Source organism: Streptococcus sp. KHUD_013 (genome assembly GCF_052588545.1).
Window position 1 is genome coordinate 856,147 of the sequence record NZ_CP186264.1, and the last position, 14,923, is coordinate 871,069.

Sequence of the window (14,923 nt, forward strand, 5' to 3'; positions counted from 1 at the left end):
TGTTGACTTTCGCCAAATGGTTTTATACTAGTCTTGTGAGTTGGAGATGGCCATCGATAGTAACTCCAAAAAATTGATGAAGGACGGAATTTTCCGAATGAAAATAGTATTTATTTGTTCACCCTATCGAGGGAATGTTGCAGAAAATGAAAAGAAGGCCATTGCCTATTCCAAGCAAGCTGCCAAAGCTGGCTATGTCCCCCTTGCACCGCATCTGCTTTTGACACAGTTCTTAAACGACAGGAATCCTGATGAACGAATCCAGGGCTTGACCATGGGGCAGGAGCTTTTGAAGCGATGTGATGAGATTTGGGTCTATGGTCCCAATATCTCTCAAGGTATGAAGTATGAGATTGAAACGGCGAAAGAGCTGGGGAAACCTTTCCGATTATTCCACGAGAATGGTCAGCCTATCAATCCACATACCATGGAAATTGATGACCGGGTAGAACCCTTGTTTGCCCTCCAATGTAGTGGCCACAAAGTTCGCTATGCAGGAGAAAAGAATCCAAGAGTTACTAATACGAAAGATTCTGTTTGGTCGAAATTTCCAAGCATGTTCTTAGAATAAGAAAGGAAAAGCTATGGCTCAAATGAAAAAACTAGAAACTGTTGTCTCCAACTTACGAATGCTGGCAGATAGTTTGGAAGAACTGTGTGGTGTAGTCGACTTAACGGATGAAGCACCTGTGGAAAAAGCTGAAAAGGCAGCTTTACCAACAGTCACTATTGAAGATATCCGTAAAGTTCTGGCCGAAAAGTCCCGAGCTGGTAAAACAGAACGGGTGCGAGAACTCCTTCAAAAGTATGGAGCAAACAAGCTCTCTGCGGTAGAAGATAAGCGTTATTCTTCTCTTCTTGAAGATGCGAAAGGACTCTGATATGGCGGGAAAACAACACGCACTATTATCAGCATCCTCCAGCCACCGCTGGCTGACGGTGCCGCCTCTTGCTCGCTTAGAGGAGTTCTTTGAACACAAGACTAATCCTGCAGCAGAAGAGGGGACACTGGCCCATGCTCTAGCTGAGTATAAGCTGAAAAGTGCACTTCGGATAGAAGCAGAAGAACCGGAAGGTGAGTTGACGCTTGAGATGGAACAAGCCACGGAAGATTATGTTGCCTTCATCATAGATGAGTTTGAACAACTGAAACAAGGTACCAGTGATCCAATTGTTCTTATTGAGCAGAAAGTTGACTTTTCTCGCTATGTTCCAGAAGGATTTGGGACGGCTGACTGTGTCATTGTGGTAGACAGCACCCTGCATGTTGTGGACTTCAAGTATGGCAAAGGGGTGCTGGTCGAAGCCGAGAACAACCCGCAGATGAAGCTCTATGCCCTGGGAGCCTTGGAGTTCTACGATGCTCTCTATGATATTGAAGAAGTCAAGATGACCATTTTTCAGCCACGAAAAGGGAATATCTCAACGGCTATTTTACAACGAGAAGATTTGCTAGAGTGGGCTGAGACGAATCTGAAACCTAAGGCTGAACTGGCTTTTAAAGGAGAAGGAGAGGTCACCTATGGTCCTTGGTGTCAGTTCTCACCTTGTAATGCCGTTCTTCGGGCACGAATGGACTATCATAAAGAGCTTGAACAATTCCAGTTGGCTTCCCCTCATCTTTTGACAGATGGAGAGATTGAAGAAATTCTTCTTCATGTGGATGATCTGGTCAAATGGGCGACAGAGGTAAAAGACTATGCGACCAAGGTAGCTATTGAATCTCATAAATCATGGGAAGGGTTTAAACTGGTCGAATGCCGGTCTATCCGTCAGTTTACCGACGAGGATGAGGTAGCCAAACTTGCGGAAGCAGAAGGCTTCACGGATATCTATAAACAAAGTCTGGTTTCTCTGACTGAACTGGAGAAACGGATGGGCAAGAAAGAATTTAACCGAGTGTTAGGGCATTTGGTCCGCAAACCTCAAGGCAAGCTGACCCTTGTTCCTGAAAGTGATAAACGAAAAGAATATATTCCAGCAGCAGCTGAATTTGGAGGAAGCTAATATGTCAAAAGAAACAAAAGTAATCGTCCCTGGACGTCTATCCTATGCGAATGTATGGGAGCCGCAATCTATCAATGGTTCAGAACCGAAATATTCTGTATCAGTTATTATTCCAAAGAGCGATAAGGCCACGATTCAGAAAATCCAACAAGCCGTAGAGCAGGCCAAACAAGAAGCTATTTCAAAATTTGGAGGGAAGATTCCAGCCAATCTGAAACTACCACTCCGAGACGGAGATATTGACCGGCCGGATGATGAAGCTTATGCCAATAGTTATTTTATTAACTGCAATTCCAAACAAAAGCCGCAGGTCGTAGACCAGCAGGTTCAGCCAATCCTAGATCAGGCGGAAGTCTATTCAGGCTGTTATGGTCGGGTATCTGTGACATTTTATGGCTTTAATTCCAATGGCAATCGTGGGGTAGCAGCTGGCCTTGGAAACATTCAAAAATTGAAAGACGGAGATCCACTGGGTGGCCGAGTTCGAGCAGAAGATGAATTCGGAACCGTTGATGATGACGACTTTCTAGCCTGAGGTGGGTCTCCACCTCTTTACCTATTGGAGGACGGATGAAAACTCTAAGCATTGATATTGAAACTTATTCAGATGTAGACTTAACAAAATGCGGAGTCTATCGCTATGTGGATAGTCTAGCCTTTGAGATTTTGCTCTTTGCCTATAAAGAGGACGAGAAAGAAACGCAGGTGGTAGACTTGGCTCAGGGAGAGCAGATTCCTGAAGAGATTCGTTTAGCTCTATTAGATGATGCCATTATAAAAACGGCCTTCAACGCCAACTTTGAGAGGGTCTGTCTTTCCAAGCTTCTAGGAAAGCATCTTTCAGCTAATTCCTGGTCCTGTACGGCAGTGCTTGCAGCAAGTTTAGGTCTACCATTATCCCTTGAAGGAGTAGGACGAGTTCTCAACATAAAAGAACAAAAGATGAAAGAAGGAGCCAGACTGATTCGCTATTTCTGTCTGCCCTGTAAAGCAACAAAAGCAAATGGTATGCGCAAGCGAAACTTTCCTCATCATGCACCTGAGGACTGGGAACTGTTTAAAAGCTATTGCAAGCAAGATGTAGAGGTGGAACAAGCCATTCGAGTTCGTTTAAGAAACTATCCCTTAATTGAGAGTGAGCAGTTTCTCTATCAGCTGGATCAAGAAATCAATGACCGAGGAATAGAAGTAGATCAGCAGTTGGTTGAACAGGCCATTCTTTGTGACCTCTCTTATAAGGAGCAAGTGACGAAGCGCGCCTATGAGCTAAGCGGCCTAGAAAATCCGAATTCCGTTTCTCAATTAAAAGTCTGGCTGAAAGAGCAGGGAATCTTCATGGATTCGCTGGGAAAGAAATATGTGACCAAACAACTAAAAGAAGCGGATGGTGAAGTCCTTGAAATGTTGAAACTGCGCCTCTTGATGTCCAAGACCTCCGTCAAGAAATACCAGGCTATCGAACGCTGCGTTTGTTCAGACGGTCGGGTACACGGTCTCCTGCAATTCTATGGGGCAAACCGTACCGGTCGCTGGGCTGGACGATTGGTCCAGGTACAAAATCTCCCTCAGAACAAACTCAAGGATTTGTCTCTTGCTCGAAGTCTTGTCAAGGAGGGACCGTTTGAAACCTTGGATACTCTCTATGACAATGTCCCTAGTGTCCTCTCCGAACTCATCCGGACTGCCTTTGTCCCTAAAGCAGGCTATCAGTTTATCGTCGCTGACTTTGCGGCGATTGAAGCCCGAGTGCTGGCTTGGCTTTCTGGGGAATCTTGGCGGTTAGAAGTCTTTGAACAGGGCGGGGATATCTACTGTGCATCCGCATCGTCTATGTTTGGAGTACCGGTTGAAAAACACGGTATCAATAGCCACCTTCGTCAGAAAGGTAAGATTGCGGAGCTGGCTCTTGGCTATGGCGGTTCAGTTGGTGCTTTAACCGCTATGGGAGCACTGGATATGGGACTGGAAGAAGAGGAGCTGCAGCCACTTGTCAATCAGTGGCGGTCGGCCAATCCGCATATTGTAACCTTTTGGTGGGAGATAGACAAGGTCGCAAAACAGGTATATGAAACAAGAGAACCGAAGAAGATTAAGAATCTCGTCATCAGCTATCAATCTGGCATGCTCTTTATTACGCTGCCTTCTGGACGAAAGCTAGCTTATGTCAAACCTCGCATGGGCATGAATGCATTTGGAAAACTTGGCTTAACCTATGAAGGGATTGGTGAGAGTAAGAAATGGACTCGACTTGAGACCTATGGGCCAAAGTTAGTCGAAAATATTGTGCAGGGTATCGCCCGAGATTTATTGGCTTATGGCATGATGCAGCTCAAGCAAAAGGGGTTAGCTATTGTTCTTCATGTGCATGATGAAGCCGTGGTAGAAGTGAGAGAAGGAAGTGTGGCAGAAGTCTGCCAGCTACTTGCCACAAAGCCAGACTGGGCCGAAGGTCTGCCTTTACGGGCCGACGGCTATGCCTGTGAATTTTATAAGAAAGATTAAGGAGGAAAGAATGGAACTTATCATTTCATTAGGAAACAAACGAACCGATAAGATTTGGACGCAAACCAGTTATAGCTTGGAGCAGTTTGAAGCCCGCATTTCAACCACTATCCGAACGGCTGAGACCGTTGCAGAGTATAAGAAACTAGCGAAATCAAAACAAGATAACATTAAAGATGTCGGCGGTTTTGTTTTAGGAAAACTTGACAAAGGAAGACGAAAGAAAGATGCGGTGTTGTCTCGCTCGGCTCTGACTTTAGATATGGACTTTGCGACACCTGGCATTATGGATGAAGTCGAACTCTTCTTTTCTTTCTTTGCCTATTTCTATTCAACGCATAAACATACCAAAGAGCATCCAAGGCTACGTTTGATTATCCCCTTATCTCGGGAAGTAACGGCTGAAGAATACCAGGCTGTTGCCAGAAAAGTGGCTGAAGATATCGGTATGGAGCTATTTGATGATACAACCTATGAACCAAGTCGCCTCATGTATTGGCCTTCAACCTCGCAAGACGGAGAGTTTGTCTTCAAAAAACTGGAGGGAAATTTCCTTAATCCGGATACGGTTCTAGCACGCTATCAAAACTGGAAAGATACAACTGAGTGGCCAGTATCTAGCCGGCAGAACAAACTGCTGGAGCGAGCCATTGCCAAACAAGCAGACCCACTAGGAAAATCTGGTTTGATTGGGGCTTTTAACCGAACCTACACCATTACAGAAGCAATTGAAAAATTTCTAGGAGATGTTTACAAGCCTTCCAGAATTCCAGGTCGTTTTGATTATATTCATGCCACAACTAGTGCTGGGGTTGTTCTTTATGATGACAAATTTGCATATAGCCATCATGCGACCGACCCTTATGGTCACAGGCTTTTATCGGCTTTTGACCTGGTTCGCCTGCATCTCTTTGGTGATCAGGATGATGAGGAAAAGAAAGATTCAGCTAAGCAACCGTCTTATAAGGCTATGCAGGACTTTGTCCTAAAAGATGATGTGACCAAGGAGACACTGGCAAAAGAGCGCTTAGCTGATGCAACTTTGGAATTCACTGATACGGAGAATTGGCAGGCGAGCTTAGAGCTGGATAAGACTGGCCGTGTTAAGGATACCTTATCCAACATTGCAACCATTCTCCACTTTGACCCCAACCTTCAAAACATTGTCTACAACGAATTCAAGAATGTTATTGATGTGATTGGTGAGCTGCCTTGGAGACGGTCACGTCCTGGCTGGAATGATTCGGACTTAGCTAATGCCAAGCTCTACTTTGAGCGTGTCTATGGTATTTGGTCACCTACCAAGTTTAAGGATGCTCTATTAGCTGTGGTGACTTCTTATCGGCTCTACCATCCAATTAAGGAGTATTTAGAACCCTTAGTCTGGGATGGTGTTGAGCGTATTGATTCGCTCCTTATCGTTTACTTTGGGTCAAAGGACACAGCTTATACACGAGCAGTCATGCGAAAAACTATGGTGGCTGCGATAGCAAGAATTTATGAACCAGGTATTAAGTTTGATTCTATCTTAGTTTTAAATGGACCACAGGGGATAGGAAAGTCTACCTTCTTTCTCAAGCTAGGAAAAGAATGGTTCTCGGATTCTCTGGCGATTTCTGATATGCGGGATAAAACTGCAGCAGAGAAGCTCCAGGGCTATTGGATTCTAGAAATTTCTGAAATGACTGGGATTCGAAAAACGGATGTGGAAACTGTCAAATCCTTTATATCTCGCCAGGATGATAAGTTCCGTCAAGCCTATGGGGTGAATGTCGAAAGTCACCCACGCGCTTGTATCATTGTGGGGTCAACCAATTCAGAAGGTGGCTTCTTACGAGATGTGACTGGGAATCGTCGCTTTTGGCCGGTGCGAGTAGCAGATACCAGCCAGTTGAAACCTTGGGAACTAGTCGATGTGGACCAGCTGTGGGCGGAAGCCAAGGTCTATTATGAATCAGGAGAAGAATTGTTTCTAAAAGGAAAAGCAGAAAATGAAGCGAATAAAGAGCGACAGGAAGCTATGGAATCAGATGACCGAGAAGGCATTGTAGTTGAGTACCTGGATACCTTATTGCCCGATACCTGGGCCAAGATGGACTTATATGAGAGGCGGACTTTCTTGGCTGGTAGTGACTTTGGCAGTCAGACTTTGAAAGGGACAGAGCAACGTGACCGGGTCTGTATTATGGAAATTTGGTGTGAGTGTTTTGGCAAGGAACGGCAGAATATCAAAAAGGCTGATTCCTACGAAATTGAAGGGATTCTAAATAAAATCGGTGGCTGGAATAAGTACACTGGAAACACGACTGGTAAGATGAAATTTTCCCTGTATGGCACTCAGCGTGCTTTTGTTCGGATGACGTAAGGCAACTTGGGAACCGTTAGTTGGTTTCCACAGGTTTTCGATTTTACCTTTTAGCAACCGAATGGGAAACCTCTCAAAGCCGTTGCCAATAGTGGTTTCTCTAGTGCTAGTTTCCTTAGTTGCCTATCTTCTCTAAGAGAGTAGTGTTACTACTAGTAAAATAGGGGTAATGGGCACCCGTACGTGCGTAAGGAGTTTGAACCCTTTTGGCAACCCCTATCGGAAACCCTGGGAGGAGAAGAAGTGCGAGAAAGAGAAATTGAAGAAAAACTGAGACTAGAAAGTCAGAAGCGGGGTGGTCTTGCCATGAAGTTTGTCTCGCCTGGCTTGGTAGGAGTGCCTGATCGAATTGTGATTTTACCTCAAGGTAGGCTTGGTTTTGTGGAGTTAAAAGCTCTAGGAGAAAGGCCAAAAAAGATTCAGGTAAGGCGCATGAAGCAGTTAAGAAAACTAGGTTTTCTGGTTTATGTGCTGGATGATAAAGGAAAGATTGGAGAAATACTAGATGACATACAAGGCACATCCTTATCAAGAGGTGGCGACTCGATTCATTGAGGAGCATGAGACAGCCTGTTTGATTCTTGATATGGGACTAGGCAAAACCGTTATTACCTTAACGGCATTGTGGAATTTGATATTGGATTCATTTGAGGTCAGAAAAGTCTTGGTCATTGCCCCACTTCGTGTTGCTAGTCATACTTGGAAGAGTGAGTTGGATAAGTGGGAGCATTTAAAGGGCCTTGATATTTCGATGGCTATTGGCAGTGAACGGGAACGAAGAGATGCCTTATCACGCACAGCCTTTATCTATACCATTAACCGGGAGAATATCGTCTGGTTGATTCAGAATCAACTCTTTGATTTTGACATGGTGGTGATTGATGAGCTATCTAGCTTCAAGTCTTATCAAGCCAAACGATTCAAAGCTTTAAAGAAAGTTCGATTTAAAATCAAGCGCATGGTCGGTTTGACTGGAACCCCTGGAAATATCATGGATCTGTTTTCTGAGATTGGTATTTTAGATGGCGGAGAGCGTTTAGGGCGCTTCATCACAGCTTTTCGCAATCAGTATTTTGACCCCGACAAACGAAACGGTCAGGTTATCTTTTCCTATAAGCCTAAAGCTGGAGCTGAAGAAGCCATCTACGATAAGATAGCGGACATGACCATTTCCATGAAAGCAGTGGATTATCTTAATATGCCAGAGCGAGTGGACAATGAAGTTCTAGTTGAGATGTCGGAGACCGAATTTGCAATTTATAAGGAGTTCAAAGCAGAGATGGTGGTTTCACTTAAAGGACAGGTGCTGGATGCCGTAAACAGTGCTAGCCTTTCGAATAAATTACTGCAGATGGCTAATGGCATGATTTATGATGAGAATCGGGATACTGTACTCTTGCATGATCAGAAGTTAGTGGCTCTTGAAGAAATGGTGGAGAGTATGAACGGCCGGCCCTTGTTAGTCGCTTATTGGTTCCAGCATGATTTGAAACGCATCAAGGAACGCTTTCCAGAAGCAAGAGTGATTCAAAGAAATCAGGATATTGAGGATTGGAACAAGGGAAAGATTCCCCTTGGCTTGATTCATCCGGCAAGCAGCGGTCATGGGCTTAATCTTCAAGCCGGCGGTCATACCATTTGTTGGTTTGGCTTAACTTGGTCTTTGGAGTTGTACCAGCAACTTAATGCCAGGCTCTGGCGTCAAGGGCAGAAAGAAACGGTGGTTCTTCACCACATCATTACGAAGAATACCATAGACGAACATGTCATGAAACGATTGAGAGAAAAGGACATCTCTCAGCAATCCCTGATTGATGCCGTCAAATATGAATTGAGAGAGGAGGAAGTGGATGGATAAAATAGAGAGCCTTTTCTATGATTATAAGAACATGGAAAAGGAGATGAAGCTCTTACGCAGCCAGTTGGACCAGTTTGTCGGCGTCTCAGAAAATGAGATGCTGGACACCATGGTCTATGGTCGGTCTGATGAACCAAGGGTGCAGACCAGTAAGAATCCTTATCGCAGTGAGGTCATAGCTTTATCCTACAAGGAAGAAACAGAGAAAGCCAATCGGGAGCTTTATCAATATTTGTCAAAGCGCTACTGTCGTTTAGTTCAGGAATTGCATTTTTTTGAAGTAGCTATCAGTCAGCTTCCAGATGATTTGGCGGAATTTGTGACGGATTTAGTCATTGTGTCAGAAAGCTGGGACAATCTCATGGTCAAGTACCATATCAGCCGCAGTACCATTAGCAGGTGGAAGCAGAAAGCCATTAAGGAACTGCGATTGATTTATGCCATTAGAAACCAGCAGTTAGAAGATTTTTTACTTAGCTAGAGGAGAACCATATGTGCAAACGAGGAGATATTTATTACGTAGATTTTGGAAATCAGAAAAACAGTCATATTCAGCAAGGGATTCGACCGGCCATCGTCGTCAGCAATAATAAGGCTAATGACCATTCTCATTTGGTTACGGTTGTTCCCCTAACCAAGCAAGTTCAAAAGAAAAAGCACCTGCCTACTCATGTGTATCTACCGAGGAAAGTTTTCAAAGGGCTCAAGTGGTCCAGCTTGGTTTTGGCAGAGCAGGTTCTTACGGTGGATAAATTTCAGTTGAAAAATAAGGTCATGACCATTCGAGAAGAAGCCTGGCTGGTGCGGATTGACCGGGCTTTACGGATCCAGATAGGAGTTTAAAAAATTTTGAATAATCTTCGCTAATGACTTGATAAATAAAGAGTAGTACGGTAACATACACATACAAAAAAGAAAAGGGGTAAAAGCCATGAAAAAAATAGCGGACTTAATTAAGAAATACGGATTTTACCACGTTGGAAGTTGACGACTACGTTTGGTTGGACTAAGGAGGCAGAAACATGTGGCAAGAAGGAATATTTACAAGCCGCAATCGAAAGGTGGTTTACCTAGCAAAGGTGAGCACTGAACCTTTCGAGGATGGAATAGACAACGGACGAATCTTTAAATTGGGAGTGGACGTAGACGGTGAGGAAGTCATTAGTTACGACAGGGGTTGGGAAATGTACCCGGAAGATGAAAGCCTAGAAGAAATTTTGGACCAGATTCTAGAACGTTTTCCAGCTTAAATATAGAGGGCAGAAATATTTGAAGTTTCTTCCCTAAAAATGTCTGAGATACAAGAATGGTCATTTCAGGCATTTTTTTGTACATTTGAGAGGATAGCAATCCCTGATCAGTTGTTTTGAGTTATACTAGAAATATCAACAGAAAGAGGTGCTACACTTGAAAATCTTAGAAGTTGAAATCCTATCTACCTTATTTGCTTCAGGAGTTCACATCTACCATATCAAGGTTCAATTTTTGACACTTTATAATCAACAAACCTACAGCATGCAGGTTATGCCAGTGACAAAGGAAGCCATTTCAGATATGGCAACATACATGATGGAGAACTATTACAGGCATATGGTTCGTTGTTCTTTGGAAAAAGATTTTACTTGCATAGCTCTCTGATATGATGTATAATATAATCATAGATGAGTAGTCGGCTCATGGTCAATCTGATATTAATCTTGGACGTAAGGGCCAGGCGGTGGCGGACACCAGAACTAAATCCGATATTAATCTTGGACGTAAGGGCCAGGCGGTGGCAGACACCAGAATAAACCGACTGACTGAGTGGCTTACAGATTCTGTAAGCCACTTTTTTTGTGAGGAGAGTATGGCAAAACAAGAAGAATATAAAAAACCTAATTATGGTGAAAGAATTAAGCTTCAACGCTTTTTAATACAGTTACATTTTGCGGCGGTTTTTTTCAAGAAAAATTTTGTGGGAAAAGTAATGTATTACCATACAGAATCTAATGTAGTTGAGGTTTATTTTTCTCCAACCAACTTCATGCATTTATGTGGAATATATTATCAAAAAGGACCAGGGAGTTTCTTTGACGATTGTTTAGCTAATCATATCAGTATTGACCAGGTGAGCATAAAGAAAGACGGAACAACAATGCAAAAGCTACAAGTATTAGGAGCTGTTCAAGAATTGGTTGGAACATTTGTTTGTTTGACTGGCTCTGGTAAGTATTTGCGTTTAGAATTTGACTATTCTTTAAGAACAAGAAAGCAAATCCTGGCACTGACACTCAAGGATACACAATCTAAAATAGTTCCACAGTCACTACTAAATTTAAAGTCAAAGGAAGTATTTCCAAAGGGTGACCCTGTAACTTGCATATATTCTAAAAGTTTATTGGGAGAGGAATTAAAGCAACATTTCCTAAAAGATGGGTTAGATTGGGATGACTATTTATAAGATTAAACTTTGAGGTTCTATCATTTATGAGATAGAACTTTTTTTATTTGTCAAGTAAAAACTGCAAAAATCAAAAAGACGGAACTACTCCGGTACTAGGGTGGAACTAGTGCGGAACTACCCTGGAACTAATACGGTACTAAGTCGGTACTGCTTTGCACGAAATATTGTGATATGATTAAGATGTGAAAAAATATAGAGAGGGGTGAAGGCCATGCCAAGACGATCCGCTCTGCCTTGCAAGCATCCAAACTGTCCAAGGCTAGTGCCTTACGGTTCCAAGTATTGTGAGGAACACAGCCAGCTTCATTCACTGGAAGTAAAGTCCACGAAAGCTAAAGGATATGATTCACGGTGGAACAAAGCTAGGCTTCGTTTCTTGAAACTTCATCCCTTCTGCGTACGGTGCCTGAAGCGGAATCGCTACAGGCAGGCAACAGTGGTGGACCATATCGTTCCTCACCGAGGAAATCAAAAATTGTTCTGGGATGAGGGCAACTGGCAACCTCTTTGTAAATCCTGTCATGATCATAAAACCGTGATCGAAGACCATACTCCGATTTATGGATATGATTTTTAGTGAAGGGGAGGGGGGATAAAATCTCTGTGAGCTGTCTCTCACAAGACCGTGGCCCCCTCAAACGTGCATTTTCGCAAAATGCAAAAGGGGTATATTTTTTGAAGAAATAAATAACTGAGAAACAAGCTGTAACAAGATGTTATGGCTTATTTTTCTTTCGTTTTATGGTTTAAAAGGTTAGAGATTTCAGTAAAGAAAGGAGGCAGAAATGGACGATTTTCAACGAAAACAGATTAGAAAACTACGTTCTGAAGGTTTGGGATACCAATCAATTGGAAAGATAGTCGGTTTGTCTAGGGATTCTGTTCGCAATTACTGCAAACGCAATCCGGAACTATTGGGCTATCGAAATGCCGTCACAAAGATGATGAAAGACCAAGCCAGCGGCCTTCCTTGTTGCCTTCACTGTAAAGAAACCTTTATCCCCAAAGGAACTGGGCGACCTAAGAAGTTTTGTTCAGATACCTGTCGGAGATACTGGTGGCAGAACCATCCAGAATTACATCAGAAGCAAAATACAGCTTACTATGAATTGACTTGCAAACATTGCGGTAAGTCTTTTTTATCATACGGCAATGCGAACCGGAAGTTTTGTAGCCATGCCTGCTATATTCAATCTCGTTTTTACTAAGGAGGTAGTATGAAAGTCACACAAGATATGACATGGGTTTCTTTACCCGTTGACTCTTTAAAACCAGCAGCTTATAACCCACGAAAGAAACTCAAGAAGGGTGATAAGGAATACGAAAAAATCAAGAAATCCATTGTGGAGTTTGGTTATGTTGACCCGATTATTGTTAATTTCGATGGCACTGTAATTGGAGGCCATCAACGACTGACCGTCTTATCTGACTTAGGCTATAAAGAAGTTCAATGTGTTCAGGTTCGGATTGATGATGAGAATAAGGTGAAGGCTCTGAATGTTGCTTTAAATAAAATCACAGGCGCGTGGAATGAAGAACTTCTCGCAGACCTGATGGTGGACTTGCAAGATGCGGATTTCAATTTAGACCTAACCGGTTTTGAAGCCCCGGAAATCGATCAGCTATTTTCTAAGGTTCACAACAAGGAAGTGAAAGAAGATGACTTTGATGTAGATGGGGAGCTGACAAAACCGACTATCTCAAAACAAGGAGATATCTGGCATCTTGGGAAACACCGAGTGATTTGTGGTGATTCTACAAAGCTAGAAACTTATCAGCTTCTCCTGGGAGATAAGAAGGCCAACCTTGTCGTAACTGACCCTCCTTACAATGTTAATGTGGAAGAAACTGCGGGAAAAATCAAAAATGATGATATGTCCGATGCGGATTTTTATCAGTTCCTTTTTAACATGTTTGTCAATGTAGAACAGTCCATGGAGGATGATGCTTCCATCTATGTTTTCCATGCAGATACAGAAGGATTGAATTTCAGAAGGGCCTTTAAGGATGCTGGCTTTTATCTGAGCGGTTGTTGCGTTTGGAAAAAGAATGCTCTGGTATTAGGTAGAAGCCCTTACCAGTGGCAACATGAGCCAGTTCTTTATGGTTGGAAACAAAAAGGGAAGCACCAATGGTTTTCTGACAGAAAGCAGACGACCATTTGGGAATATGACCGTCCAAAATCCAGTAAGGAGCATCCAACTATGAAACCTGTTCAGCTCATGGCTTATCCGATTCAAAATTCTTCTATTCGAGGAACTCTTGTTCTAGACCCATTTTTAGGCAGTGGCTCTACCTTAATTGCGGCTGATCAGACAGGTCGAATTTGTTATGGCATAGAACTGGATGAGAAGTTTGTCGATGTTATTGTCAAACGCTACATGGAAGCAACAGAAAAGACGGATGTGAAACTAATCCGTGAAGGCAGGACATTATTTTTTGAAGAGGCTGTGAATGAAATGGAGGAAGCACAATGACGATAACTTTTCTAGATTTCTTTGCAGGAATCGGTGGCTTTCGTTTTGGATTAGAGTTGACGGGAATGAAATGTATTGGCTATTGCGAGAAGGATAAGTTTGCAAGAAAATCATATGAAGCCATGTATGAAACGAAAGGAGAATGGTTCCATGACGATATCACAAGCATCAACCCAGTACAACTTCCAAAAGCAGATTTATGGTGTGCGGGAAGCCCTTGTCAAAATCTGTCTATCGCAGGAAAGCGAGCCGGATTATACGGTGAACGAAGTGGACTCTTTTTTAGATTTGTTGCTTTGCTCGAAAGCCAAGAAGAAAAGGATAAACCCGAGTGGATACTCCTTGAAAATGTTAAGGGACTTTTATCAAGCGGCGGGGGACGAGATTATCTCGACTATCTCTCTAGTCTGGGTCAAGCAGGGTATGACCTCGAATGGCAGATTTTTAATTCCAAAGATTACGGAGTCGCACAAAACAGAGAACGAGTCTATACTCTCGGACATCTTAGAAGCAGAGGTAGACGACAAGTATTACCTGTCCGCAGAGAAAGCAGCAGCCATCTTAAGCAGCTTATAGGTGGCATGCAAAGTTACAGAGTTTATGATACTTCTGGCATTTCAACGACTCTTGTTGGTGAGGGAGGCGGAGTAGGTGCTAAAACAGGACTTTATATGATTGACCAATCTTTGACAGCTCCCAAGGTAACAAATACAGCACGCTGTATCACTGCTCGCTATACATCAGGGGCGACAAAAAGAACAGCTATGAATACAGCAGTTTTAGAAGTTGCTGATCAAGAGGGGATAAAGGTTCGCAATGGTACTAAGAAAGGTTATCAAGTTGCGAATGTTGGAGATTCAGTTGATTTATCTTATCCAGGATCCAGAACAAGAAGAGCACGAGTTGGAAAAGGATTGGCTCATAACCTTTCTTGCGGAGGGCAAATGGGAGCTGTTGTCTGGAAGGGAAAAACAGTTAAGATTCGAAGATTGACTCCTAAAGAATGCTTCAGGCTTCAAGGATTTCCTGATGAGTTATTTGAAAAAGCTTGTGCCGTAAATTCGGATGCTCAGTTGTATAAACAAGCAGGTAACGGTGTGACAGTATCAGTTGTATTTGCTATTGGGAAAGCCATTCTAAATGCGATAAAGGAAAATCATGACGAATAATCTTCCTGAATCAGAAACCAAGCATTATCTTGAAAAAATTGCTGTTCAATTGGAGTCGTTTCCATCGATATCACCAGTTTCCAAAATACAACTTCAGGAACT

General features: G+C 42.9%; 17 protein-coding genes. All 17 read left to right on the plus strand.

Annotated features, from left to right (window positions below; all coding sequences use genetic code 11):
- The first annotated feature begins 46 nt into the window (after positions 1–46).
- The 17 genes from ACOXXR_RS03880 (at position 47) to ACOXXR_RS03960 (ending at position 14,821) form a co-directional block, all read left to right on the plus strand.
- A complete protein-coding gene (locus tag ACOXXR_RS03880; protein ID WP_008282373.1) occupies positions 47–571 on the plus strand; it encodes a DUF7768 domain-containing protein in 525 nt (174 codons plus the stop codon).
- 13 nt (positions 572–584) lie between these two features.
- Positions 585–881: an rRNA biogenesis protein rrp5 gene (locus ACOXXR_RS03885; RefSeq protein ID WP_445278774.1), complete on the plus strand. Its 297-nt coding sequence runs from the start codon at positions 585–587 to the stop codon at positions 879–881.
- The gene (locus ACOXXR_RS03890) at positions 865–2,007 is read left to right on the plus strand and encodes a DUF2800 domain-containing protein (RefSeq protein ID WP_445278775.1); all 1,143 of its coding nucleotides are present in this window, start codon (positions 865–867) and stop codon (positions 2,005–2,007) included. The genes ACOXXR_RS03885 and ACOXXR_RS03890 overlap by 17 nt, the downstream gene beginning before the upstream one ends.
- Position 2,008: 1 nt before the next feature.
- Positions 2,009–2,542, plus strand: a complete 534-nt coding sequence (locus ACOXXR_RS03895; RefSeq protein WP_445278776.1) for a DUF2815 family protein — start codon at positions 2,009–2,011, stop codon at positions 2,540–2,542.
- Between the two features lie 35 nt (positions 2,543–2,577).
- Entirely contained in the window at positions 2,578–4,509 is a 1,932-nt protein-coding gene (locus tag ACOXXR_RS03900; RefSeq protein ID WP_445278777.1) for a DNA polymerase, read from the plus strand.
- Positions 4,510–4,519: 10 nt separating this feature from the next.
- Positions 4,520–6,874, plus strand: a complete 2,355-nt coding sequence (locus ACOXXR_RS03905; RefSeq protein WP_445278778.1) for a VapE domain-containing protein — start codon at positions 4,520–4,522, stop codon at positions 6,872–6,874.
- Positions 6,875–7,117: 243 nt separating this feature from the next.
- Entirely contained in the window at positions 7,118–7,429 is a 312-nt protein-coding gene (locus ACOXXR_RS03910) for a VRR-NUC domain-containing protein (RefSeq protein WP_445278779.1), read from the plus strand.
- Positions 7,380–8,732 carry an SNF2-related protein gene (locus ACOXXR_RS03915; protein ID WP_445278780.1) on the plus strand — a complete coding sequence of 451 codons (1,353 nt, stop codon included), beginning with the start codon at positions 7,380–7,382 and terminating at the stop codon, positions 8,730–8,732. Before ACOXXR_RS03910 ends, ACOXXR_RS03915 begins: the two co-directional genes overlap by 50 nt.
- Entirely contained in the window at positions 8,725–9,213 is a 489-nt protein-coding gene (locus tag ACOXXR_RS03920; protein ID WP_445278781.1) for a hypothetical protein, read from the plus strand. Before ACOXXR_RS03915 ends, ACOXXR_RS03920 begins: the two co-directional genes overlap by 8 nt.
- Before the next feature lie 11 nt (positions 9,214–9,224).
- On the plus strand, positions 9,225–9,575 hold the full coding sequence (locus ACOXXR_RS03925) for a type II toxin-antitoxin system PemK/MazF family toxin (RefSeq protein WP_445278782.1): 351 nt from the start codon (positions 9,225–9,227) through the stop codon (positions 9,573–9,575).
- A gap of 179 nt (positions 9,576–9,754) precedes the next feature.
- Positions 9,755–9,982, plus strand: coding sequence for a DUF7678 domain-containing protein (locus tag ACOXXR_RS03930; protein ID WP_053092366.1), 228 nt, complete (start codon positions 9,755–9,757; stop codon positions 9,980–9,982).
- Between the two features lie 148 nt (positions 9,983–10,130).
- Positions 10,131–10,370: a hypothetical protein gene (locus ACOXXR_RS03935; protein ID WP_445278783.1), complete on the plus strand. Its 240-nt coding sequence runs from the start codon at positions 10,131–10,133 to the stop codon at positions 10,368–10,370.
- 208 nt (positions 10,371–10,578) lie between these two features.
- Positions 10,579–11,172 carry a PBECR4 domain-containing protein gene (locus ACOXXR_RS03940; protein ID WP_268684894.1) on the plus strand — a complete coding sequence of 198 codons (594 nt, stop codon included), beginning with the start codon at positions 10,579–10,581 and terminating at the stop codon, positions 11,170–11,172.
- A 214-nt stretch (positions 11,173–11,386) separates the two neighbouring features.
- Positions 11,387–11,752, plus strand: a complete 366-nt coding sequence (locus ACOXXR_RS03945; RefSeq protein WP_445278784.1) for an HNH endonuclease signature motif containing protein — start codon at positions 11,387–11,389, stop codon at positions 11,750–11,752.
- A gap of 208 nt (positions 11,753–11,960) precedes the next feature.
- A complete protein-coding gene (locus ACOXXR_RS03950; protein WP_445278785.1) occupies positions 11,961–12,383 on the plus strand; it encodes a helix-turn-helix domain-containing protein in 423 nt (140 codons plus the stop codon).
- A gap of 9 nt (positions 12,384–12,392) precedes the next feature.
- Positions 12,393–13,652 (plus strand): site-specific DNA-methyltransferase, encoded by a 1,260-nt coding sequence (locus tag ACOXXR_RS03955; protein WP_445278786.1) that lies wholly within the window; start codon positions 12,393–12,395, stop codon positions 13,650–13,652.
- On the plus strand, positions 13,649–14,821 hold the full coding sequence (locus ACOXXR_RS03960) for a DNA cytosine methyltransferase (protein WP_445278787.1): 1,173 nt from the start codon (positions 13,649–13,651) through the stop codon (positions 14,819–14,821). The genes ACOXXR_RS03955 and ACOXXR_RS03960 overlap by 4 nt, the downstream gene beginning before the upstream one ends.
- The last annotated feature ends 102 nt before the right edge of the window (positions 14,822–14,923 follow it).

Bases quoted from the DNA above. Each gene is read 5' to 3' on its own strand.
- ACOXXR_RS03880 (WP_008282373.1), top strand. From the start codon at position 47: ATGGCCATCGATAGTAACTCCAAAAAATTGATGAAGGACGGAATTTTC.
- ACOXXR_RS03885 (WP_445278774.1), top strand. From the start codon at position 585: ATGGCTCAAATGAAAAAACTAGAAACTGTTGTCTCCAACTTACGAATG.
- ACOXXR_RS03890 (WP_445278775.1), top strand. From the start codon at position 865: ATGCGAAAGGACTCTGATATGGCGGGAAAACAACACGCACTATTATCA.
- ACOXXR_RS03895 (WP_445278776.1), top strand. From the start codon at position 2,009: ATGTCAAAAGAAACAAAAGTAATCGTCCCTGGACGTCTATCCTATGCG.
- ACOXXR_RS03900 (WP_445278777.1), top strand. From the start codon at position 2,578: ATGAAAACTCTAAGCATTGATATTGAAACTTATTCAGATGTAGACTTA.
- ACOXXR_RS03905 (WP_445278778.1), top strand. From the start codon at position 4,520: ATGGAACTTATCATTTCATTAGGAAACAAACGAACCGATAAGATTTGG.
- ACOXXR_RS03915 (WP_445278780.1), top strand. From the start codon at position 7,380: ATGACATACAAGGCACATCCTTATCAAGAGGTGGCGACTCGATTCATT.
- ACOXXR_RS03920 (WP_445278781.1), top strand. From the start codon at position 8,725: ATGGATAAAATAGAGAGCCTTTTCTATGATTATAAGAACATGGAAAAG.
- ACOXXR_RS03925 (WP_445278782.1), top strand. From the start codon at position 9,225: ATGTGCAAACGAGGAGATATTTATTACGTAGATTTTGGAAATCAGAAA.
- ACOXXR_RS03930 (WP_053092366.1), top strand. From the start codon at position 9,755: ATGTGGCAAGAAGGAATATTTACAAGCCGCAATCGAAAGGTGGTTTAC.
- ACOXXR_RS03940 (WP_268684894.1), top strand. From the start codon at position 10,579: ATGGCAAAACAAGAAGAATATAAAAAACCTAATTATGGTGAAAGAATT.
- ACOXXR_RS03945 (WP_445278784.1), top strand. From the start codon at position 11,387: ATGCCAAGACGATCCGCTCTGCCTTGCAAGCATCCAAACTGTCCAAGG.
- ACOXXR_RS03950 (WP_445278785.1), top strand. From the start codon at position 11,961: ATGGACGATTTTCAACGAAAACAGATTAGAAAACTACGTTCTGAAGGT.
- ACOXXR_RS03955 (WP_445278786.1), top strand. From the start codon at position 12,393: ATGAAAGTCACACAAGATATGACATGGGTTTCTTTACCCGTTGACTCT.
- ACOXXR_RS03960 (WP_445278787.1), top strand. From the start codon at position 13,649: ATGACGATAACTTTTCTAGATTTCTTTGCAGGAATCGGTGGCTTTCGT.